The organism is Candidatus Poriferisocius sp. (assembly GCF_965208475.1).
Classification (GTDB): Bacteria; Actinomycetota; Acidimicrobiia; order Acidimicrobiales; family Bin134; genus Poriferisocius.
On sequence record NZ_OZ242338.1, the window covers coordinates 572,130 to 593,946 of the forward strand.

Here is a 21,817-nt window from a genome sequence, read left to right on the forward strand (position 1 = left end):
AATCATCAGAGCGCATAAGCGCCCGGGCGGGGCTTGAGCGGGCGGGAGTACCACAGGGGGCGGCGCAGGCCGCCGGGGCCGGGGGCCGGGCGGGTCATGGTCAGCCACTCCTGGTAGGCCGTGCGGGCCTCGGCGGTGTCCACCACCACATCGCCGTAGGAGTCGCCGGGCCGGGCGGGCGCCACCTGCACCTGCTGGTGCCAGCACTGCATTCCCGACACCGGGTCGGGCTGCACGCAGAAGGCCAGGTTCTGGTGGACGCCGGTGTCGCCCCACCAGATGCGCTCGGTGTCGTCGTCGGCGCTGGCATGGCGGTGCGGACGGCCTCGGCGGCTGAGCCGCCACAACGTGCCCTCGTTGGTTATGTCGGCATCTCCGCCCGCCCACGAACCGCCGCTGTGCGAATCAAGCCGCCAGCGGCCCATGTGATGCGAGGCCGCCACCACCCCGGGGCGGATGCCCTCGGTACGCCAAGCGCCGATCACGAAGTGGCCGATCCGGGTGGTGATGCGCACCAGGCCGTCCACCTCGATGCCCAGAGCCTCGGCGTCGGAGGGGTGGATCCACAGGGGGTGGCGATGGCTGAGCTCGGACAGCCATTTGCTGTTGGCCGAGCGGGTGTGGATCAGCGTCGGGATGCGAAACGTCGGCAACAAGATGCGCTCGTTGCCCGAGAGGTCTAGGTTCTCCCAGTGTACGTGGGACGGAATCCAGGTGGGCGTGGCGTACTCGGGCCAGCCCCAGTCGGCCAGCGTCTCAGAATAAAGCTCCAGCTTGCGCGACGGGGTGGGGAAGCCCTCCTTGGGCGTGCCATCCACCTGCACCGCCGGTGAGCCGTCCCCGAGGCCGGCCAGGGCCAGGCCGGCCAGGTCATCCGCAGAGCCCGACCACGAGCCCGGGGTGCCTGGGCGGCGGAAGATACCGGATTCGTCGAGGCGGCAGTCCTGAAGCTCGGCGGGGTCGACCTCGCGCTCATATGGCAGGTACATGTCGCCGTCCAGCGCATAGGCGCCCCGGTCGCGCATGAACTCCAACGGGGTTTGGCCGGCTGCTTCGGCGTCTTCGGCCAGGCCGGGCACCGCCGCGAACATGGCCCCGTAGTACTCGTCCACGCTCATCGGCGCGCCGGGGCGCTGGGCGCTCTCGAACCAGCGGCGGATGCCCATGGCGCCGTCGGGGTCGATGTGCCACGACAACTCGATCAAGAACTCGTTCTCCTCCCACACCTCGCCCGGGTTGAACTCGTGGGTGCGCGACTCGCTGGTCACCGCGTCGCCCCGGATCTCGGCGTAGCGGCGCAGCACCGGCTGGCGGAAACCGATCCAGCGCCCGGCGTGGGTCTCGAAGCTGGCCACATCGTGGCGCTCGGCCCCCACCCCCATGGGCAGCACGTAGTCGGCGAAGACGGCCGTCTCCGACCAGGTGGGGGTGAGGGCCACATGGCAGCCCACCTTGTCTGGGTCCTTCAGGGCCTCCAGCCAGCTGAAGCCGTCGGGGTTGGTCCACACCGGGTTGTACACCCGGCTGAAGTACACCTCGAGTCGGCCCCGGCCCTCGGCCAGGAAATGGGGCAAGAGGATCGACATCTCGTGGTGGGCCAGCGGGTACTCCCGCGGCCAGCTCAGCTCGTTCCACTGCTCGAAGGGCGGGGCGCCCGGCGGATGGGGCGCCTTGTACTTGTTCCAGCCGTTGCCGGTGGTGCCCCCCACGGTGCCCACCGAGCCGGTGAGCACGTTGAGGAAGAACAGGCACCGGGCCGTCTGCCAGCCGCCCAGGTTCCCGGCGGCCGCGGCCCGCCAGTTGTGGGAGGCGAACTTGGCGGGATGGGCGCCGATGATCCGGGCGATCTCGATGATCTGGGCCGCGGGCACACCGCAAACCCGCTCGGCCTCCTCCGGCGTGTGGGCCGCATAGTCGTCGAGCAGCGCCGGGCCCACCGAGTCGAACTCCGCCGGCCGGTGCGGGTGGCGCTCTCGCAGGTAGACCTCCCAGTTGGTCCAGCGCCGCACGAAGTCGCCCTCCCATGTGCCGTTCAGCACCAGCAGCCGGGCGATGGCCAAAAGCAGGAAGGGCTCGGTGCCGGGCCATGCCGGCAGCCAATGGTCGGCTTTGGCGCCGGTATTGGACAGCCGGGGGTCGACGCAGATGACCGTCGCCCCCTTGCCCTGGGCCTCGACGATCCGCTGGGCGTGGGGGTTGAAGTAGTGGCCCGCCTCCAAGTGCGACGAGATCAAGAAGATCACCTCGGCGTTGGCGAAATCCGACGAGGGGCGGTCGTGGCCCATCCAGCTCTGGTACCCGATGCGGGCGTTGGAGCTGCACACGTTGGTGTGGCTGTTGTGGCCGTCGATCCCCCAGCACTGGAGCACCCGCTCGGCGAAGCCGTCCTCGCCGGGGCGGCCCACGTGGTACATGACCTCGTTGTGGCGACCCTCGGCGATGGCGGCGCCGATGCGGCTGCCGATGTCGCTGAGGGCCTCGGGCCAGCTCACCCGCTCCCAGTGGCCGCCGCCCCGCTCGCCGGTCCGCCGCAAGGGATACAGGATGCGCTCATGGTCGTCGATCTGGTTGAGCGTGGCCGGGCCCTTGGCGCAATTGCGGCCCCGGCTGGCCGGATGCAGGGGGTTGCCCTCGATGCGGTCTATGCGCCCGGTGGCATGGTTCACATGGCACAGCAGCCCGCAAGCGGCCTCGCAGTTGAAACAGGTGGTGGGCACCAGGGTGTGGTGGTGCTCCTCCCGGCGGGGCCAGGCCTTGGCGTCGAGCGACACGACATCGTGCCAAGTCTCGTGCGGGGGGTAGCTGTGCAGCTCGTTCACGAGGCGACGCTCTCCTACGACAGCGGGACGGACTGCCCCGCCCGCACGAAGCTGTCCTCGTAGAACCACATGCCCGCCACCGCGCTGATCCCGGCCAGAGCGGCGGGCAGCGATCCCCAATCGGCGGCCAGGCCGACGCTGGCCAGGGCAATCGGGACCACCAGGCCCAACACCACCCCGCCCCCCCAGAATCGCCGGGCGTATTGACCGCGGGTCATCGCCACCACCGCCGCCTCCACATGGACGGTCCCTCGCCCCAAGACCTCGGCAGCAATGAGCACTGCGGTGGCCGACGCCCCCGCCAGCAGAACCCATTGCACGACAGCAGGGTCGGGGCCGTCCACGGCAAGCTCCAATACGGCGTAGCCGGCACCGCCGGCGGTGGCCGCCTGGGCCAGCAGCGTGGGCAGAACCAAGGGCGACTGCCAGAGGTCGCGCCCCTCGCACTGGGCGAACAAGAGGGCGGTGTAGCCCGCGGTGGCCGCAGCCAGCAGCGCGGCCGGCGCGGCCAGTACTTGCAACGCGCCAACCGAGCCGCCCACACCGGCAACAAACCACGCGGCGCACAAAGCGGCAAAGGCACCGAGGACAACGGCGCCCTTGACCAGCCAAGACCGGGGATTGGCTCGGGTGATCAGGTAGTAGAAGCGTTCGGGACGCTTCAGATCGCCCACCAGCAACGCCCCAGTCGCAGCCAGGAAGACTCCCGCCACCACCGGGGGCACCACACCCACCGCGGCCTGCTCGCCGCCGTGGCCGAGCAGCACCAATAGCGCCGCCACTGCCATCATGCCCGCCGCCACCGCCTTGGTCACCAGATAGCTCGACACCTTCGCCTTCCACGTCATCTGATGGGCCGTGGTGTAGACGGTGCGGGCCACCACATCGGGGCTGTCGGGTTCAGCAGTCGGATGATGGGCGGTGGTGTCGGCCCAGATCATCCCGTCGCCGGCGATGGCGGTGCGCAACGGGTCGAGCGACGCCGCGTCTGCGCCCCGGTAGTGAACCTTGGGGAGGGTCTTCTGCTCAGGGGCCCGCACCGCAGTCTCGCCCCGAGCGATGATCTGGGTGGTTTCGTCGGCGGGATCGTCGAGGTCGACCACCTTGATGGCGTGGGTGGGGCATACCACCACGCAGCTCGGCTCGAGGCCCTGTTCGATGCGGTGGTTGCAGAAATTGCACTTGTTGGCCGTATTGGTAGCGGGATTGATGTAGATGGCGTCGTAGGGACAGGCGTTCATGCACCCCTTGCAGCCGATGCAGTTGGCGTCGTCGAAGTCGACCACCCCGTTCTCTGCCCGGAACAAGGCGTTGGTGGGGCAGATGGAAATGCAGGGCGCATCGTCGCAGTGGTTGCACCGCATCACCGAGAAATGCCGCTCGACGTCGGGAAATGTGCCGGTCTCGATGTACTTCACCCAAGTGCGGTTCACCCCGAGGGGCACGTCGTGCTCGGCCTTGCACGCCACCGTGCAGGCATGGCACCCGATACAGCTCTCGCTGTCGAGGAGGAACCCGAGTCGGGTCACGCCGACCCTTCCGTGCTCATGTCGGGCTTGTGGGAGAGTCGATGGGTGCCCGCGCCCAGCAGTTCCACAGGCGGTCGAAGGTGTGCTTGGGATCGCGGGGCACGGTGTAGCCGCCGCCCGACTCGAGGTGAGTTAGATAACACAACAAAAGAGAGAGCTTATATACGCCAGCAGTCATGGCATACGGATGAGGCAAGTTGGGAACTTTTCGTCGGGGTCCTTTCGGGCGTGGAAAGCTACCGGAATGAGCGAGTGGATTGATTTCACAACTTACGGCGACCTCGTGGTGCGGGGGTCGGCGCTGTATGGGGACAACGATGCGGTGGTGTTCCCCGACACCCGGCACAGCTTCGATTCCCTGGAGCAGGCGGCCCGGCGGTCGGCCCGGTCGCTGCTCGCGCTGGGAGTGCGGCCCAAGGATCGGGTGGGCATCCTCATGCCCAACTGCATGGACTTCATCGAGGTGATGTTCGGCGCCTCCCTCATCGGCGCGGTCCCGGTTCCCATCAATGCCCGGTTCAAGGGCCGGGAGCTGGCCTACGTCACCGAGAACGCCGACCTGAAGGTGCTGGTCACCAGCGACATCATCGACCAGTTCACCGACTATGTGGTGATCCTCCACGACTGCCTGCCCGGCTTGGCCGACGCCCCCGACCCGGCCAATCTCGATCTCGACGCTGCTCCCGAGTTGAAGGCGGTGGTGCTGTTGGGCAGCACCTCCCCCGCCGGGATGGTGGACCGGGCCGCATTCGAGGCCCTCGCCGCCGATGGCTCCGACGACGAGGTGGAACTGCTCCGCAGCCAGGTGGCCATCCGGGATGAGGCCCTGATGATCTACACCTCAGGCACCACCGCCGAGCCCAAGGGCTGCCCCCTGAACCACGAATCGCTGGTGCGCACTGCCGTCACCGCCTGTCGGACCCGGTTCGAGCTGACCGACGCCGACGTGTTCTGGGATCCGCTCCCCCTGTTCCACATGAGCTCGATCCTCCCGCTCATCGGCTGCTTGGACGCTGGATCGTCCTACGTCACCATCACCCACTTCGACCCGGCCTCGGCCATCGCCCAGATGCGAGACGAGAAGGCCACGGTTTGCTTCTCCACCTTCCCACCGGTCACCCAGGCCATGATCAACCACCCCGACTGGGACTCCGACGAGTTCCAGCGCATCCGGCTGGTGAACAACGTGGCGCCCCCCGACGCCCTGCGGGCCATCCACGCCCTGCTTCCCTGGGCCCGCCACATGAACGCCTACGGACTCACCGAGTGCGGCGGAGTGGTGGCCTTCTCGGGCCCCGACGATCCGCCGGAAACATGGGCAGTGTCGTCAGGCCGCCCGTTCCGGGGCATCGAAGTAAAGATCAAAGACCTCGAGACCAGAGAAACCCTCACCGAGCCCCACCAAGCGGGCGAGATCTGGGTGCGGGGCTACAACGTGTTCGAGGGCTATCACAAAGACCCGGAGAAGAACGCCGAGTGTTTCGACGACGAGGGCTGGTTCTTCACCGGCGACATCGGCTCGCTCGACCCCGACGGGCGCATCAGCTACCTGGGCCGCACCAAGGACATGCTCAAGGTGGGCGGGGAGAACGTGGCCGCGGTGGAGATCGAGAGCTACCTCCAAACCCACCCGGCGGTGGCCATCGCCCAGGTGGTCCCATTGCCCGACGAGAAATACCAGGAGATTCCGGCCGCTTTCGTCGAGCTCAAGCCAGGCGCGGAGGCCAGCGAGGAAGAGCTTATTGAGTTCTGCCGAGGCCAGATCGCCAGCTTCAAGATCCCCCGACACGTCCAATTCGTCGCCCCCAACGAATGGCCCATGTCCGCCACCAAGATCCAAAAATTCCGCCTAGCCGACAAACTCCAAGCCGAATTGGGGCTGTGAGCCTCTACTCCGCGTAACCCTCAGGTAGCTGGTCGACGTGCCAGATTTGGCTCCTCCACCAGCGCCACTTGCCGGCAATCACATCCTCAACCGTGCAGCGCGGGTGGGGCTCGAGCCAGTCGATCTCGGAGTCCACGATCTGGAACAGGCAGCCGTGTCCTGACTTGGGACGCACATAGGTCTCCCGCCAGTGCGGCTCGCTCAGATCGGTGTCGACCACCTCATAGCCGGTGGCCTCCAAGTCGGCGATGGTCGCCTCCACGTCGTCCACGAAGATGGTCACGTGGTGAAAGCCCTCCCCATGCTTGTCGATGAAACGGCGCAGGTAGCTCTGCTCGTTCAGCGGCTCCAGCAACTCCACCTTCACGGTGTCGGGCAGTTTGAACATGGCGGTGCGGATATCCAGCGGCATATCGTCGGCTCCCATCACGAACTGCCCGCCGAACACATCTCGAAACAGCGGCACGGCAGCCTCGATGGAGCGCACCGCGATGCCGATGTGGTCCCAGCGTTGAATGCGGGGCGACACCGCCGGGTTCGAGTCCAAACCGGCCGGATATCCGGCCTCGCCCATTGTTCTCCAGCCCATGGCCGACTCCTCTCGGTGCTCCCACATTCTTTGGGAAGCTTCCAAGTGTGCTATCTAGCAGGGCATGGGCAAGCTTGACGAAGCCATCGCCGGACAAAGCGGATTTCCCCGGGTGATGCCCGGATTGGAACAGCCGCTCACCGTTCCCCAGAAGATCGCCTGTGCGGCCCGCATCCTCGACGCCGAGGGATATGCGCTAGATGTGGCCGGCCACATCACGGTGGTGCGAGACGATGCCGAAGACGGCTCCATGTGGTGTACCCCCTATGGGCTGTGGTGGAACGAGATCACCGCCTCCGACATCTTGGCGATCGACGCCGATGGCCAAGTGCTGGAGGGCCGCTGGGACGTGACCCCGGCGGTACACATCCACACCGAGATGCACCGGGCCCGCCCCGACGCCCAGGTCGTGATCCACAACCACCCCTACTACGGCAGCCTGCTGTCCACCATGCACAAGCTGCCCGAAATTACCGACCAGCAGGCCTGTATGTTCGACGGCGACATCGCCTTGTTCGGCACCTACACCGGCGGGGTGGACGACGCCGCCGGGGGCCAGCACCTAGCCGACGCAGTGGGCAGCGCCACAGCGGTAATCCTGGCCAACCACGGGGTGCTCATCGCCGGCGAGACCACCGAGCAAGCCGTCTACCGGGCCTCCAATTTCGAGCGGGTATGCCGGCTCAACTACGACGCCATGCAGGCAGGCCAGACCCCGGTGCCAGTGCCCCCCGAGCAGCGTCCCACGCTCAAGGCCGCGGTCAACAGCCACCACATGACGGTCAGATATTTCTGGGAGGGGGCGGTGCGAAAACTGCTGCGCGAGGCCCCCGAAGTGTTGAACTGACAGGAACTTCTATGAGTTGGACGATTAACCCAGACAGCCCGCGCACCATCGGCTCGTGGATCCGCCATAAGGCCGAGGTCAACGGCGACCGTCTGGCCCTCACCGTAGAGGGTCGGGACAAGACCTATGCAGGGGTCCATGCCGACTCCGACCGCCTGGCCGCGGGCCTGGCCTCACTCGGCCTCGGACCAGGCGACCGCTCCTGTTTGATGATGCAGAACTCCCTGGAGTGCATCGACGCCTGGTTCTCCATGAACAAGGCCGGAGTAGTGGAAGTACCCATCAACCAGGCCTATAGAGGCCATCTGCTGGAGTACCTGATCAGCCAGTCACGCTCTTCGGCGGTAGTTTGCGATGCCGATTATTTGGACCGCATCGCCGAGGCGGCTCCGAGCCTGCCCGGCCTCGAGCACGTGGTGGTCAACCGGGCAGCCGGTACGCAGGACGCGGGCACCCTCGAATTCCCCGACCACGTCACCGTGCATGAGTTGGCCGACCTGTACCTGGACACTCCCGCCCCTGAGCCCGACGTGGACTACCGGGATACCGCGGTCATCTTGTACACCTCAGGCACCACCGGCCCGTCCAAGGGCGTGATGCTGTGCCATGAGGCCAACCTGAACCTGGCTCGCCACACTGTCGATTTGGTGGGCTACCGCGCCGACGATGTGCTCTACACCGCCTTTCCGCTGTTTCACATCAACGCCAAATACACCAGCGTGATGTGCGCCATGGAGGCCGATGCCCGCCTCATCATGGACCGGCGGTTCTCAGCCAGCCGCTTCTGGGACCGCTGCCGGGCCGAGGGCATCACCGCCTTCAATTACCAGGGCGGGCTGCTGATGATGCTCTGGAAGCAGCCCGAGCGGGCCGACGACGCCGACAACCCGGTGCGAAACGGCTTCGGAGCCCCCTGCCCGGTGGAGATCTGGGAGCCGTTCGAAGAGCGCTTCGGGGTCCATCTCTCCGAGGTGTACGGCATGACCGAGGTGGCCATCACCACCGAGAACCGTCGCGGGGTGCGCAAGATCGGCACCGCGGGCCGTGAATCGGCGCTCTACCACGTGGCGGTGGTGGATTCCGAAGACCGGCCGGTGCCCCCCGGAACTGCGGGCGAGATCGTGGTGCGGCCCAAAAAGCCCCACATCATGATCGATAGCTACTTCGACATGCCCGACGTCACCGTGGAGACGTTCCGCAATCTGTGGTTCCACACCGGCGACCGGGGCCGCCTCGACACCGACGGCTACCTGACCTTCATCGACCGCATGAAGGACTGCGTGCGCCGCCGAGGCGAGAACATCTCCTCCTACGAAGTAGAAGCAGTGATCAACACCTGCGACGCCGTGCTGGAGTCAGCAGTGATCGGCGTGCCCTCCGAGTTGGGCGAAGAAGAGGTGATGGCCGTGGTGGTGCTCAAGCCCGACCACGAGCTTTCCGAGACGGAGTTGCTCGACTTCTGCGTCCCCCGCATGGCCCACTTCGCCGTCCCCCGATTCGTGCGCTGGTGCGACGATCTGCCCAAGACCCCGTCAGAGCGGGTGCAGAAGTTCAAGCTGCGCGAAGAGGGCATCACGCCAGATACCTGGGACCGCGACGACGCCGGGTACGTAGTTCCGCGGTAATAGCCCATCCAAGCAACTTGAGCTTCCACCGCGTTCTAGTGACTTTCAATCACTTTTGTTGACCCAGGTGGATAGAGTTCCAGTCGGGCCGGAGCGAGGCACCCTAAAGAGGTTCTACCACCCTCGCTCCGGTCCAACCTGGTTGGTCTCAAAGACCGTAATCAGTATACGGCCGGGCCGTCCTCAGCCAGCAACAAAATCTGGGTTTGGCGTGAACGTCAGCGGCAGAGAGGTCAGCCCCCGGGTGTACACCCCGGTCTCGACCTGCTCATAGCCATCGGCATAGGCGATGTCGTCCATGGCGTCCAGCAAAGCGTCTAAGGCCACGGTCAGCTCGGCCCGGGCCAGCATCGAGCCCACACAGAAGTGGCGGCCTAGGGCGAACGCGGTGTGATCTGCCGCGGCGGTGAACGCCTTGTCGAACTCCATGTCGGTGCGGTGGATGTTGAACCGATCGGGTTCGCTGAACACCTCCGGGTCCCGGTTGGCCGAACCCAATAGCAACTCCAGGGTGTGGCCCGCTGCCACCGTGCCACCAGTGAACTCCACGTCCTCTTCCGTTTGGCGCATGATCATCTGCACCGGCCCGGTAAAGCGCAGGGTCTCGGCGAAGGCCCGGCCGATGAGCTGGCGGTCGGCCCGCACCTCGGCCATCTGCTCGGGGTTGTCCAGCAGATTCCGCATGGTCAGCGTGATGGCCTTCTCGGTGGTCTCGCCGCCCGCGGTCAGCAGCAGGCTGCAAAAGCCGCGGATGTCGTCGTCGGTCATCTGAACTCCGTCGAACTCCTTGGTCACCATGGCAGTCAGCAAGTCGTCGCCGGGGTCTGCCCGCCGCTCGGCGATCTTGGGCATGAGGTACTCCCCCATCTCCACCCGGGCGGCCATGCCCCGGCGGTTCTTCTCCTCGTCGCCGGTGATGTTGGACACAAAGTCCATGATCATCGTGTACCACTCATAGAACTGGGGCACGTCCTCCATCGGCAGGTCGAGAAGCTGCACGATCACCCCGATCGGATAGTAGGTGCTGAACCGCTTGCACAGGTCCACCTCGCCATCGGAAAAGAACTCGCCAATCTGGCTGCGGGCCGCCTTGGTGATGGCCGGCACGATGCTCTGCTCCAGGTAGCTGCCCCGAAAGATCGGGTTGACGATTCCCCGGTAGGAGGAGTGCTCCTTGCCCTCCATCTGCAAGATGGTCCGCCCGTGGACCGGCTCGGTCTGCCACTCGTAGTTGCGGCTGGAGATCTGGGGGTTGCGGAAGGCGCCGGCAACGTCTTCATATCGGCTGATCACGTAGGCCTGGGTGCCCTCGTGCCACATCACCGGATGCTCGTCGCGCAGCACCTCATAGAAGGGGTACGGGTTGGCGTCGTACTCGGGGGAGAGGATGTCTGGGGCAGCAGTCATGGGCCGTATAGTACGGCGGGCTGCAAGTACAACAAGAACAGCGAGCACAGGGGGAGGCGAGCAATCCCATGAGCAAAGTCACCACACTGGAAGAGGCGGCGGCGTCCATACCCGACGGCTCCACCGTGGCCATCGGCGGGCTGTCGATGAACAGCGCCCCCATGGCCCTGGTGCGGGAGCTGGTCCGCCAGCAGAAAAAGGACCTGGATCTGGTGGCCATCGTGGCTGGCATGGCGGTGGACTGGCTGGTGGCCGGAGGCTGCGTGCGCCGGGTCATGTCCGGGCTGGTCAGCTTCGAGGGCCTCGGCCTGGCCCCCAACTTCCGGGCCGCGGTGCAGTCTGGGCAGGTGGCCATCGAGGAGTACAGCGAGCACTTGTTGATCCGCCGGCTCCAGGCCCAGAGCTACAACCTGCCGTTCATGCCCACCAAGGCCGGTCTGGGCACCGACGTGCTCGGCCTGCACGCCGAGTCGGGCGCGGTGCGGGAGGAGAAGGACGGCCCCACCGGGGAGCACTATGTGGCCTGCACCCGCCTGCCGGTGGACGTGGCGCTCGTCCATGCCCACGAGGCCGACCAGCGAGGCACCACCCGGGTCAACCCCAAGCTGGTGTGGATGGACAACGAGATCGTCAACGCCGCTGCCCGCTCGGTGGCCTCAGTAGAGCGGGTGGTGGACACTGCGGCGTTCACTGAGGAGCCGGAGCGGACTACTTATCCCCGATTCATGATCGACACGGTGGCCCCCGCCCCTATGGGGGCCTACCCCTGCTCGTGCTTCCCCGACTACAGCCACGACTCGGGGTTCTTCATGGACTACTCCCAAGCGGCCTCCGACCGGGAGACGTTCGGCCAGTTCTTCCAAGAACGAGTTGTGAGCCCGGACACCTGGGAGGACTTCCTGGCCGCCAACAACGTCTCGACGGGAGTCTCAGCATGAGCACCCCGGTCCCCGGCTACGACTGCACCATTGACGAATTGATGGTGGTGACGTTCTCCCGGGCCATGTCCAACGACACCCGGGCATTCAACGGCGCGGTGTCGTTCATCCCCGTGTGCGGCTATCTGCTGGCCCGGCGCACCCACGCCCCCGAGCTGGTGTGGGCCGCCAGCTCCATCGCCATCGACGCCGACCCAAACGAGATCGGCGACTCCACCCTGTCGGACTCGCTGTGGGGCGGGGCCTCCATGCTGAGCAACTCCCCCTTCGACTTCTGGACCTACGCCCAGGGCGCCCGCTACAACACCTTCGCCTTCCGGGGGGCGCAGATGGACGCCTACGGCAACGTGAACAACACGGTGATCGGCCCCTACGACGCCCCCAAAGTGCGCCTGCCCGGCGGCGGCGGCATGGCCGACCTCGGCGCCATGATCCCCCGCATCTACCTGTGGTCGTCCACCCACGACCCCCGCACCTTTGTGGATCGGCTCGACTTCCGCTCCGGCATCGGCTGGGGCGACGGGGGCGACCACCGGGAGCGCATGGGGATGCCCGGCGGACCCCAGCTGTGCATCACCAACCTGTGCGTGTTCGACTTCGAGCCGGCCAGCAAGCGGATGCGGCTGGCCTCGCTCCATCCTGAGGTGACCGCAGAGCAGGTGCAGGAGTCCACCGGGTTCGAAGTGTTGATGCCCGACGGGGACATCCCCACCACAGCCCGGCCCACCGCCGACGAGCTGCACATCTTGCGCACCGAGGTGGATCCCACCAGCGCCCGCCTGCGGGAGTTCTGAGCAATGCAGGTTCCTGGATCTGTTGCCCTGGTCACCGGAGGCGCCTCCGGACTGGGCGCCGGTGTGGTCAAGACGCTGTTGGACAGGGGCGGGCGGGCGGTCATCTTGGACCTGCCCTCATCGGCCGGGGAGGCTATGGCCAACGATCTGGGCGACGAGGCCGCCTTCGTCCCCGTTGACGTCACCAACCCCGATGACGTCGAGCGAGCCGTATCCGCCGCGGCCTCGGCATTCGGCCGCATCGACGCTCTGGTGAGCTGCGCAGGCATCAGCTCGGGCCAGCGGGTGGTTTCCCGCGACGGCACCCCCAACCCCCTCGGGCACTTCCGCAGCCACATCGAGGTGAACCTGATCGGCCTTTTCGACGTGGCCCGCCACGCCGTGTCGGCCATGTCGGCCAACGAGCCCAACGCCGACGGCGAGCGGGGCCTCATCGTGAACATCGCCTCCATAGCCGGCTACGAGGGCCAAATTGGGCAATCGGCCTACGGGTCGTCCAAAGCCGGGGTGATCGGTCTGACCCTGCCCATGGCCCGAGATCTGGCCGTCTGGGGCATCCGGGTGATGGCCATCGCCCCCGGCACCATGGACACCCCCATGCTGGCCACCCTCAACGAGGAATTCATCGCCAAGCTGGTGCAAGACAACGTATTCCCCCACCGCCTGGGCACTCCCGCCGACGTCGGCGCTCTGGTGACCCACTTCATGGAGAACACATTCTTGAACGGCGAAGTGGTACGGCTCGACGCCGGACTGCGTCTGACCAGCAACTAGACGGGTCGCCTGCTGCCAGTTGGCCCCAAGCTCTTGTTCCGGACGCGAAGAGCAATGGCGGCCGAGACGAGGAGGGGATTTCGCCTCGGCCGCCAGCTGCGATCTCGTGCTTCAGGCTCCGATACGCTCGCCGTTGGGAGCAAATACGTGAACCGGGCCTCGGCACGAGATCTGGACGTTGTCGCCGCGCTGGGTCATGGTCTCCCCCTCAGCGCGCACAACAAGAAGCAGCGGACCACCCTGGCGCTCAACGGTGACGTGGACGTACGACTCTGAGCCCAGCTCCTCCACCACAGTGACCTCCCCCGCGATGCCCTCGCTGTCCAGGCGAAGATGCTCAGGCCGGACTCCGACCGTATAACCACCCGGGTCTCGGTCAGCCAGATCATGGGAAGTCTGCTCATCGAGGGGAAGGGCGAGAGAACCGAGGCGGAGGCCGTCGGCGCCCGCCGAAGAGACCTCGACAAGGTTCATTGCCGGTGAGCCGATAAATCCGGCGACGAACAGATTGACCGGATGGCTGTAGAGAGTTCGCGGTCGGTCGACCTGCTGGAGGATCCCGTCTTTGAGGACGGCGACCCGATGGCCCATGGTCATGGCCTCCACCTGATCGTGGGTGACATACACGGTGGTAACCCCCAACCTGGCCTGGAGATCGGCGAGTTCAGTTCGAGTTTGAACTCTCAGCTTGGCGTCGAGGTTGGAGAGCGGCTCGTCCATCAAGAAGACCTGCGGCCGGCGCACGATGGCCCTGCCCATCGCCACCCGCTGGCGCTGCCCCCCGGACAAGTTCTTCGGCTTGCGATCCAGATAGGGCTCCAGATCGAGGATGCGGGCTGCTTCACCCACTCGCTCGGCCCGCTCCGGCTTCGGCACACCCTGCTGCTTGAGTGCGAATCCCATGTTCGCCTGCACGGTCATATTGGGGTAGAGGGCGTAGTTCTGGAACACCATGGCGATATCGCGGTCTTGGGGCGGAGTCAGCGTCACATCCTCGTTGTCGATGTAGACGCTGCCCTTGTCGACGAACTCCAGCCCGGCCAGCATTCGCAGCGCGGTGGACTTGCCCGAGCCCGATGGGCCCACCAGCACCAAGAGCTCGCCGTCGGGGATATCGAGGTTCAGCGACTCCACCGCGGGAATGTCGGTTCCCGGATAGATTCGGCTGGCGTTCTCGTATCGGACTTCAGCCATGTCCCAGCTCCCTTCGGCACTTGAACAAAATCACTTGATCGCTCCCATCGAAAGGCCGCGTATCATCCGCTTCTGAGCCAACCACCCGGCCAGAACCACCGGGAGAGTCGCCAAGGTGGACGCCGCCGACAGCTTGGCCAAGAAGTTGCCGCGAGTGCTGACGTTGGAGGTAACCCAAATGGGAATCGTCGACCCGTCCACCGGGTTGAGCTGTACCGCGAGGAAGAACTCGTTCCATGCGAAGATCACGCACAACAAAGCGGTGGCGGCCAGGCCCGGGGCGACGATGGGAAGGATCACCGAGGTGATCTGACCGCGCAGCTTCGCCCCGTCGATTTGGGCGGCTTCGATGAGCTCCTTGGGCACTTCGCTGAAGAACGACCGGAGCATCCATACCGCCAGCGGGAGGTTCATCGCGGTGTAGAGGATGATGAGCACCAGCCGGGTGTTCAGAAGATCCAACTCCCGGGCGATGATCCACAGCGGGAGGATCGCCGCCACCACCGGCAGGAACTTGGTGGAGATGAAGAAGAACAACACGTCCCGCCACTTGGCCACGGGCCGAATGGCCAAGGCGTAGGCAGCCGGGACGGCAAGGACCAGCACCAGGATCGTAGAGATCGACACCGCCCACACCGAGTTCATGAACGCCTCCCTGAAGCCGAGCAAGCCCTGGGTCTGAGAGGTCACCTCGTCGAACCGGTCGAAAGTAGGGTCGAAAACGAGCTTCGGGTCGGTGTTGGCGTCGATCTCTTCTTTGAATCCGTTCAGAACCATCCAGAAGATGGGGAAGAAGAAAACGAGGGCGACCCCCCAACTCAAGAGTCCCAGCAAGAAGGAAACGGCTCGCTTCTTCCCAACTTCCGTGCCAGTCCCGCCGGTTCTCACGGCTTCTCACCTTCCAGGAGATTGGACAGCACCCGCAGACCGAAGGTGGCGATCACGATGGAGGCGATCACCACCACGATGCTGTAGGCCGAGGCCTGCCCGAACTGCCAGCCGCCGCCGATGGAGCGCTGGAACACGAAGTAGGGCACGTTGGTGGAGTCGGGACCACCTCCGGTGATCACGTCCACGTAGTCGAAGACCTGGATGAGATAGATGGAACCCAGCAGGACCCCCAGTTCCAGATAGGGCCGAAGTTGGGGCAGCGTGATCTGAAAGAACATCGCCCTGCTCGACGCGCCGTCCACCCGGGCCGCTTCCAACACCGACTGGTCTTGACCCTGCAATCCGGCCAGCACGATCAACATCATGAACGGCGTCCACTGCCACACCAGCACAGTCACGATCGACCACAACGGCCAGCGGGTCACGAACTCGATCCGCTCAAATCCCAGGGAGTCGAGCAGCCAGTTCAATACCCCGAACGACGAATTGAACACCTGGGTCTTCCACACCAGCCCCGCAACAACGGGCATGATCAGAAACGGGGTGATCAAAAGCGTCCGCACAAACCCCTGTCCGAAGAACTTTCGGTCGAGCAGGAGGGCGAGAAGCGTTCCCAGCAGCAACGAGAGCAGCACCGCGGAGACCGTCATCCAGACGCTGGTCCACACCGCTTCACGGAAGAACCGATTGTCGAGGAGATCGACGTAGTTGTCGAAGCCGATGAAGTTCCGCGGCTCAGGCGGAACGATCTTCCATTCGGTCAGGCTGTACCACAGGCTCAGGATGAATGGAACCTGGGTGACGACGATGGTGAACACCAGGGCAGGGACAAGGGGGAGCCGCCGCCGCCAACCTTCCCGACGTTGCAGTCTCTTTACCTGCTCCGCTCGATCGGTTTGCTGCGACACGGCTCCCCCCAGCCTGTTCCTGAAATCTTGTTCAACCTAGGCCAAGCCAAGGCATCTCAATCAGAGAGCATGCACTTTCTCGGCCAGTGGGTATTCCTCAGTCGAAGTGCTCCTAACTGCTCACTTCGGACGCGATGTCCTGGCAAGCACTGAGAGCTGAGTCAACGCTGATCGACCCGGCGATGGCAGCCGAGAACTGCTCGGTGCAGCGGGTGCCCACATCCTGGAACTCGGGCACGCCGACGTACTGCACCCCCGGCAATCCCGGACGAGGCGTGGTGCCCGGGTTGTCGATGGGTGCGGCCAGCATGGCGTCAAGCGTCTTTTGGGCAAAGGCCTGCGCCGCAGCCTGATAGTTCGGGTTGGCGTAGGTCGACTCACGCGTTCCGGGCGGGACCGCGGCCCAGCCTCCGGGCAGCGACTCGCCAGCAGCGTTGATGTAGTCCTCGCTGGTGGCCCAGCTCACGTACTCCCACGCGGTGTCGGGATCAGAGGAGTTTTGCGGAATCGCCAGGGCCCAGGCCCACAACCAGCCAGAGGCGTCGGTGACCTTGGTCGGTGCGAGGGCGAAGCCGTTGAGGCCTTTGACCGGGCTGTCGTCGGCTTCGAGGATGCCGGCTGCGACAGTGGCGTCGTACCACATGGCCACCTGGCCGTTCTGGTAGAGGCTCAAACACTCGTTGAAGCTGGCGTTGGCCGCGTCGTCCTGGCCGGCGTCATTGATGAGAGCGACATAGAACTCGAGGGCCTCGCGGAACTCAGGCTGATCGACCTGGGCCGCTCCGATCGAGCCGTCGGCGTTGGCCAGCCACCAGGTGCCCCCGAACGTGTTGAGAACGGTGGTGAAGGCAGCACCGAGGTCGCCCCAGCCAGGCTTGCCCCGCAAGCAGATGCCAGCCATCTCATCGGAGTCGATGGTGCGGGCGATGTCGGCCAGCTCATCCCAGGTGGGGGCGTCTGGCATCGTCAGACCCGCGGCGTCGATGACGTCTTGGCGGTACATGACGAACGAGGACTCCGCATAGAAAGGCGCCGCGTAGAGGCCCCCCTCATAGGAAAGGCCACCGCGCACTGCGGGGATGATGTCGTCGACGTTCCACTCGGGCGTGTCGGCGGCGAAGTCGTTGAGATCGTAGAGCCATCCGTTGGCCCCGAACTGCGGCGACTCGAACATGCCGATCATGACGACGTCGAACTGCTCGCCCCCAGCGCCCACGTCGCGGGTGACTATCTCGCGCAGGGTCTGTTCTTCCAGGAACGTGTAGTTGACTTCTATACCGGTCTGGGCGGTGAACAGGCTCGGAGTGAGGCTGGCGATGTCCTCCATCTGCGGGTTGCCCACGATGGCCACGTTGATCGACCGGCTCTCAACCGGGGCTGCGGGCTCTTCGGTGGCCGCAGCCGTGGGGGCTTCAGTGGCCGGCGCATCACTCGACGTGTCGCTGTCATCATCGTTGCCGCATGAAGCGGCCACGAGAGCGAACGCCGCGAGCAGACTGAAAAACAGGAGCCGAATGCTCCACTTCGGTCGACTGGTTCTTGACATTGGCACTTTCTCCCTTGGGTAGGAACCGGTGGGAGACCTCCTCCCCGACGGTACTCCGCTCGAACTTAGTTGGGTTTAGTTGGGATTACAAGCCGTAGGATTGGTTTTATGTGGTTATGGCCGTGACATTCCGCCATTTTATCTGTGTCTATGTTGGTAGTAGAGTGTCTAGCCGTGCCAGCCGGACCACCAGACACTCTCCTCCAGAGCCGGTCTCTACACAGCTTGCGGGCGTCTGTCGCTGTGCCCACCTACGACCGCAGCCAACTCCAGCGCAGCATTGTCCATATCGGCGTTGGCGGCTTCCACCGGTCGCACCTGGCCACCTATATCCATGAGCTGTGCCAGTCCGGCCACCGCGACTGGTCGATCACCGGGGCCGGCGTGCTTCCCAGCGATCGGGCGATAGCCGATGCCCTAAGACCGCAGGACTACCTCTATACCCTCATCACCCGGGGGCCCCAGTCCACCGAGGTCGAGATCATCGGCAGCATCGTCGACTTCGTTCACGCCTCCCCCCGCCCCGACCGTCTGCTCGCGTCCATCGCCGACCCGGCCACCCAAATCGTGTCGCTCACCATCACCGAGGGCGGCTACCCGGTAGACGACGCAACCGGCGACTACCTCTCCACATCGCCAACCGCGGGACCGACATCGGCCTTCGGCATCCTCGCCGCCGGGCTCCAGCAGCGCTACCAGAACGGCCACTCCGGGCTCACCGTTATCAGCTGCGACAACATCCCCAGCAATGGCTCGGTAGCCCGCGCCGCCACACTCGGCGAAGCCCGCTCACTGGGCGACGGCCTCGCCGACTGGATCGCCGACTCGGTGGCCTTTCCAAACAGCATGGTCGACCGCATCACGCCGGCAACTACCGACTCCGACCGGGCCTGGCTGGCCGAGCACAAGGGCGTCAATGACAACTGGCCAGTTGTCACCGAGTCGTTCCGGCAGTGGGTGATCGAGGACGATTTCGCCGCCGGTCGCCCTCCCTTCGAGCAACTAGACGTGCTGACCACAACCGACGCCAGGCCCTACGAGCTCATGAAGCTCCGACTGCTCAACGCAAGCCACTCCTGTTTGGCCTACCTGGCCGCCCTCAAGGGGATGGAAACCATAGGCGCGGCCATGACCTGTCCCGAGTTGAGTAACTTCACGGCGAGCTTCCTAGACCGTGAGGGTCGCCCCGTCTTGCCGCCCATTGCCGGGATCGATCTCGACCAATATGCGGCGTCGATAATTGCCCGGTTCTCCAACACCAGCATCGGAGACCAGATCAGTCGTCTTTGCCTAGACGGGTCGGTAAAGTTCCCCAAGTTCCTGCTGCCAACAGTCAGAGCCCAGCTCAAAGCAGGCGGACCAATCGGTCTCAGCGCATTGGCCTTGGCCGGGTGGTGCGAGTACCTCGCGGGGCCACCGGAGCGCTTGGCCGCCGATCCCATGCTCGACCTCGCTGCGAACCACGCCCGCCGAGCCCAGCACAACCCCGCGGCATTCCTCGACTTCCCCGAAGTGTTCGGGGACGATCTGCCGCGCTCGCAGCGGTTTTCCGACGCCTTCGACCAGGCTCTCCGCTCCTTGCGGGAACAGGGAGTAGATTCTTCCATCAACGCAGCACTGAAGGGGGATAGAGACTTCGGTGACCGACCAGCTGACTGAACCGACCCCGACAACGCTCTTTCAGACCGAGCGCCAACGTGAGATTGTGGGAATGACGCGGCAAGGCGGTCGAGTCGAAGTGGCCGAACTGGCCAACCGATTCGGGGTGACCACCGAGACCATCCGCCGCGACCTGTCCGATCTCCAGCGCCAGCAGGTGGTGCGCCGAGTTCACGGCGGGGCGATTCCCTGGGAAACAGATGGCTTCGAACCGCTTCTGTCGGTTCGCGCCGATCAGCACGATCCCGAGAAGCGCCGCCTGGCCCAAGCGGCGGTGCAAGAACTGCCCGACACTGGGGCCATCATCATCGACTCGGGCAGCACGCTCACTCGGTTCGCCGAAGTGCTGCCCCGCCACTGCAACCTCCGGGTGGTCACAAATTCTCTGCACACCGCCCAGATCCTGGCCGAATACGAGACGATCGACGTGATCGTGGTCGGCGGCAAGCTCCGCAAGAACACTCTGGCCATGGTGGATGCCGACGCCGTTGCCGCCGTCGAGCCGCTGGTGGTCGACACCCTGTTCATCAGCAGCGACGGCCTGTCGGCCACTAGGGGCCTGACCACTCCCTACCGGGAAGAAGCGGCTCTGAAGCAAGCCATGATCAGAGCGGCGCGCCGAGTTGTCGCCCTTGTCGATCACTCCAAGGTGGGCCAGGACCAGTTCGTCCGATTCGCCGACTGGACCGAAGTGGATGTGCTGGTCACCAACTCCGAAGTCGATCCCGGCATCATCGCCACCATCGAGTCACTCGGCACCACCGTGTTGCTGGCGTGAGCGAAGGCCCCCAATCGGCCCGAGCCCGCCATCTCGAAGATGTGGCCATCGAAGTCGCCTCCGTGGCCGCCGGCTATGTCCGAGTTCGCAGCGGCCAAGCCACCGCGGCACGAACCAAAAGCTCGCCCACCGACGTGGTCACCCACACCGACATGGAGTGCGAGCAGCTCATCCGATCGGAACTGCTGGCCCGCTGTCCTGGATCCTCGATTGTCGGCGAGGAGCTCGACGACGATGACGGCGGCAACAACGTAGGCTGGATAGTCGACCCCATCGACGGGACCGTGAACTTTCTCTACGACTTGCCGGTGGTCTCGGTCAGCATTGCCGCAACCATCGACGGCGAAGTGATGGCCGGCGCCGTTGCCGACATCCACCGAGACGAGGTGTTCTCCGCCACCCGAAACTTTGGGGCGAGACTTGCGTTCGAGCCCATCTCCCCCACTGAGCTGGCCAACCTCGACGGCGCACTGGTGGCCACCGGCTTCGCCTATGACGCTGGACTCCGAGCAACCCAAGCCCAAATGCTGACCCGATTGCTGCCCGTTTGCCGCGACATCCGGTGCATGGGCTCCGCCGCACTCAACCTCTGCTGGGTGGGATGCGGTCGCCTCGACGCCTACTTCGAGCGCGACCTGAAGGTCTACGACTACGCCGCCGGCGCCCTTGTCGCCCACGAGGCCGGGGCCAGGATCGAGCTTCCCTCCACGGCGGACCGCAACCTGGTCATCGCCGCCACCGGCGGCATATTCGACTCGCTCCGAGCGATTCTGGTCAGCCCCAACGACTGACGCCACCCGCCAGCAGAGCCTCCAGCGAGGAGGCATCCCCGCCTTCTCCGCCAGCCTGCCACAGGGCCAGCAACGGTGATTCGTCGGTCTCGGCCTCCTCGGCCAGCCGACTGGCCGCTACCACCGCCTCCCACTGGCAAAGCTCATCGCGGGGCAGCGACAGCACATCGTGCATTGCCGACACATACGACTCGTGCAACTCCCTTAGCACCGGTCGAGCCACCCTGGGCATGTGCGGCCTGTCCACCACAGATTCAAAGGGTCGGATCAACAGCGAGGATCGGACAACGTCGGCAACGGGATGACCGATGGCAGCGTCGAACCAGTCGATGGCTACTGGGCCTGCCGGGCTCATTAGGACGTTTCCGGGGTGGAGGTCGCCATGCAGGAGAGCAGCCCCGCGCGGCAGGCCCTCCAAGATATGCAGGGCGCGATTTCGCTCGGCCTCAGAGAACTGTTTGATCTCGATGATCTTCCTCTGCATTCTCCCCACCAATCCGGACACTGCGACAGGAAGCCCAGCCCGAAGGATCCGCCGGTGTACGTCGGCCAGTTCCTTCCCGAACGCTGCGGCCTTCTGGGGGCCATCCAAGATCAGCTCCCACATCGAAGGACCCCGCACCCTCTCAAACACGATGGCATCCCGACTTTGGACTTGCACCACATCCAGCACCGCGGGGGCCGGGGCCCCCAGATCGCGCACCGCCGCAGTGAACTCTGCCTCGTCCGCGGCCCAATGGGCGGGCACGGACGGCCGGGGCACCTTCACTACCGCTCCTGGCCCGAACGCATACACATCTGACGTCCTGCCCGCGGCCACCAATTGCCCGGGACGGCTCATCG

General features: G+C 65.2%; 18 protein-coding genes. 9 read left to right on the forward strand and 9 right to left on the reverse strand.

The genetic code is table 11. The features are described 5' to 3' along the window. Positions 1-5: 5 nt before the first annotated feature. Positions 6-2,819, reverse strand: coding sequence for a molybdopterin dinucleotide binding domain-containing protein (locus ACOGXA_RS02705; RefSeq protein ID WP_419925749.1), 2,814 nt, complete (start codon positions 2,817-2,819; stop codon positions 6-8). Between the two features lie 14 nt (positions 2,820-2,833). After that, positions 2,834-4,348 (reverse strand): 4Fe-4S dicluster domain-containing protein, encoded by a 1,515-nt coding sequence (locus ACOGXA_RS02710; RefSeq protein ID WP_419925750.1) that lies wholly within the window; start codon positions 4,346-4,348, stop codon positions 2,834-2,836. A gap of 244 nt (positions 4,349-4,592) precedes the next feature. Between ACOGXA_RS02710 and ACOGXA_RS02715 the strand changes: the two genes are divergently transcribed. Next, positions 4,593-6,233 (forward strand): AMP-binding protein, encoded by a 1,641-nt coding sequence (locus tag ACOGXA_RS02715; RefSeq protein WP_419925751.1) that lies wholly within the window; start codon positions 4,593-4,595, stop codon positions 6,231-6,233. 4 nt (positions 6,234-6,237) lie between these two features. On the opposite strand, the gene ACOGXA_RS02720 is transcribed toward ACOGXA_RS02715, so the two are convergent. After that, positions 6,238-6,822, reverse strand: coding sequence for a VOC family protein (locus ACOGXA_RS02720; protein WP_419925752.1), 585 nt, complete (start codon positions 6,820-6,822; stop codon positions 6,238-6,240). Positions 6,823-6,886: 64 nt separating this feature from the next. Between ACOGXA_RS02720 and ACOGXA_RS02725 the strand changes: the two genes are divergently transcribed. Both ACOGXA_RS02725 and ACOGXA_RS02730 read left to right on the forward strand, forming a co-directional pair. Continuing rightward, positions 6,887-7,669, forward strand: a complete 783-nt coding sequence (locus ACOGXA_RS02725; RefSeq protein ID WP_419925753.1) for a class II aldolase/adducin family protein — start codon at positions 6,887-6,889, stop codon at positions 7,667-7,669. 11 nt (positions 7,670-7,680) lie between these two features. Further along, a complete protein-coding gene (locus ACOGXA_RS02730; RefSeq protein WP_419925754.1) occupies positions 7,681-9,294 on the forward strand; it encodes an AMP-binding protein in 1,614 nt (537 codons plus the stop codon). A gap of 183 nt (positions 9,295-9,477) precedes the next feature. Here ACOGXA_RS02730 and ACOGXA_RS02735 read toward each other — a convergent pair whose 3' ends face one another. Next, a complete protein-coding gene (locus ACOGXA_RS02735; RefSeq protein WP_419925755.1) occupies positions 9,478-10,701 on the reverse strand; it encodes a cytochrome P450 in 1,224 nt (407 codons plus the stop codon). Between the two features lie 68 nt (positions 10,702-10,769). Between ACOGXA_RS02735 and ACOGXA_RS02740 the strand changes: the two genes are divergently transcribed. From ACOGXA_RS02740 to ACOGXA_RS02750, 3 genes are read left to right on the forward strand one after another with little or no spacing between them, the layout of a single operon-like run. Continuing rightward, positions 10,770-11,639: a CoA transferase subunit A gene (locus ACOGXA_RS02740; protein ID WP_419925756.1), complete on the forward strand. Its 870-nt coding sequence runs from the start codon at positions 10,770-10,772 to the stop codon at positions 11,637-11,639. After that, on the forward strand, positions 11,636-12,433 hold the full coding sequence (locus ACOGXA_RS02745) for a CoA-transferase subunit beta (RefSeq protein ID WP_419925757.1): 798 nt from the start codon (positions 11,636-11,638) through the stop codon (positions 12,431-12,433). Before ACOGXA_RS02740 ends, ACOGXA_RS02745 begins: the two co-directional genes overlap by 4 nt. A 3-nt stretch (positions 12,434-12,436) precedes the next feature. Beyond that, complete coding sequence (locus ACOGXA_RS02750) at positions 12,437-13,207, forward strand: SDR family NAD(P)-dependent oxidoreductase (protein ID WP_419925758.1); 771 nt, start codon at positions 12,437-12,439, stop codon at positions 13,205-13,207. Positions 13,208-13,318: 111 nt separating this feature from the next. On the opposite strand, the gene ACOGXA_RS02755 is transcribed toward ACOGXA_RS02750, so the two are convergent. The 4 genes from ACOGXA_RS02755 to ACOGXA_RS02770 form a co-directional block, all read right to left on the reverse strand. After that, positions 13,319-14,401: an ABC transporter ATP-binding protein gene (locus tag ACOGXA_RS02755; protein ID WP_419925759.1), complete on the reverse strand. Its 1,083-nt coding sequence runs from the start codon at positions 14,399-14,401 to the stop codon at positions 13,319-13,321. A gap of 30 nt (positions 14,402-14,431) precedes the next feature. Beyond that, positions 14,432-15,289, reverse strand: a complete 858-nt coding sequence (locus ACOGXA_RS02760) for a carbohydrate ABC transporter permease (protein WP_419925760.1) — start codon at positions 15,287-15,289, stop codon at positions 14,432-14,434. Further along, complete coding sequence (locus ACOGXA_RS02765) at positions 15,286-16,110, reverse strand: carbohydrate ABC transporter permease (protein WP_419925761.1); 825 nt, start codon at positions 16,108-16,110, stop codon at positions 15,286-15,288. The genes ACOGXA_RS02760 and ACOGXA_RS02765 overlap by 4 nt, the downstream gene beginning before the upstream one ends. 202 nt (positions 16,111-16,312) lie before the next feature. Next, a complete protein-coding gene (locus ACOGXA_RS02770) occupies positions 16,313-17,674 on the reverse strand; it encodes an ABC transporter substrate-binding protein (RefSeq protein ID WP_419925762.1) in 1,362 nt (453 codons plus the stop codon). 246 nt (positions 17,675-17,920) lie between these two features. Here ACOGXA_RS02770 and ACOGXA_RS02775 point away from each other — a divergent pair, with 246 nt between their 5' ends. Genes ACOGXA_RS02775 through ACOGXA_RS02785 form a run of 3 tightly spaced genes read left to right on the forward strand, consistent with a single transcriptional unit; the run spans position 17,921 to position 20,974 of the window. Next, entirely contained in the window at positions 17,921-19,405 is a 1,485-nt protein-coding gene (locus ACOGXA_RS02775) for a mannitol dehydrogenase family protein (protein WP_419925763.1), read from the forward strand. Next, positions 19,386-20,183, forward strand: coding sequence for a DeoR/GlpR family DNA-binding transcription regulator (locus tag ACOGXA_RS02780; protein ID WP_419925764.1), 798 nt, complete (start codon positions 19,386-19,388; stop codon positions 20,181-20,183). Before ACOGXA_RS02775 ends, ACOGXA_RS02780 begins: the two co-directional genes overlap by 20 nt. Continuing rightward, complete coding sequence (locus ACOGXA_RS02785) at positions 20,180-20,974, forward strand: inositol monophosphatase family protein (RefSeq protein ID WP_419925765.1); 795 nt, start codon at positions 20,180-20,182, stop codon at positions 20,972-20,974. Before ACOGXA_RS02780 ends, ACOGXA_RS02785 begins: the two co-directional genes overlap by 4 nt. Here ACOGXA_RS02785 and ACOGXA_RS02790 read toward each other — a convergent pair. Continuing rightward, on the reverse strand, positions 20,958-21,815 hold the full coding sequence (locus ACOGXA_RS02790) for an aminoglycoside phosphotransferase family protein (RefSeq protein ID WP_419925766.1): 858 nt from the start codon (positions 21,813-21,815) through the stop codon (positions 20,958-20,960). The two genes, ACOGXA_RS02785 and ACOGXA_RS02790, sit on opposite strands and share 17 nt — an antisense overlap. Positions 21,816-21,817 lie beyond the last annotated feature (2 nt).

Bases quoted from the DNA above. Each gene is read 5' to 3' on its own strand.
- ACOGXA_RS02715 (WP_419925751.1), top strand. From the start codon at position 4,593: ATGAGCGAGTGGATTGATTTCACAACTTACGGCGACCTCGTGGTGCGG.
- ACOGXA_RS02720 (WP_419925752.1), bottom strand. From the start codon at position 6,822: ATGGGCTGGAGAACAATGGGCGAGGCCGGATATCCGGCCGGTTTGGAC.
- ACOGXA_RS02725 (WP_419925753.1), top strand. From the start codon at position 6,887: ATGGGCAAGCTTGACGAAGCCATCGCCGGACAAAGCGGATTTCCCCGG.
- ACOGXA_RS02730 (WP_419925754.1), top strand. From the start codon at position 7,681: ATGAGTTGGACGATTAACCCAGACAGCCCGCGCACCATCGGCTCGTGG.
- ACOGXA_RS02735 (WP_419925755.1), bottom strand. From the start codon at position 10,701: ATGACTGCTGCCCCAGACATCCTCTCCCCCGAGTACGACGCCAACCCG.
- ACOGXA_RS02740 (WP_419925756.1), top strand. From the start codon at position 10,770: ATGAGCAAAGTCACCACACTGGAAGAGGCGGCGGCGTCCATACCCGAC.
- ACOGXA_RS02745 (WP_419925757.1), top strand. From the start codon at position 11,636: ATGAGCACCCCGGTCCCCGGCTACGACTGCACCATTGACGAATTGATG.
- ACOGXA_RS02750 (WP_419925758.1), top strand. From the start codon at position 12,437: ATGCAGGTTCCTGGATCTGTTGCCCTGGTCACCGGAGGCGCCTCCGGA.
- ACOGXA_RS02755 (WP_419925759.1), bottom strand. From the start codon at position 14,401: ATGGCTGAAGTCCGATACGAGAACGCCAGCCGAATCTATCCGGGAACC.
- ACOGXA_RS02790 (WP_419925766.1), bottom strand. From the start codon at position 21,815: ATGAGCCGTCCCGGGCAATTGGTGGCCGCGGGCAGGACGTCAGATGTG.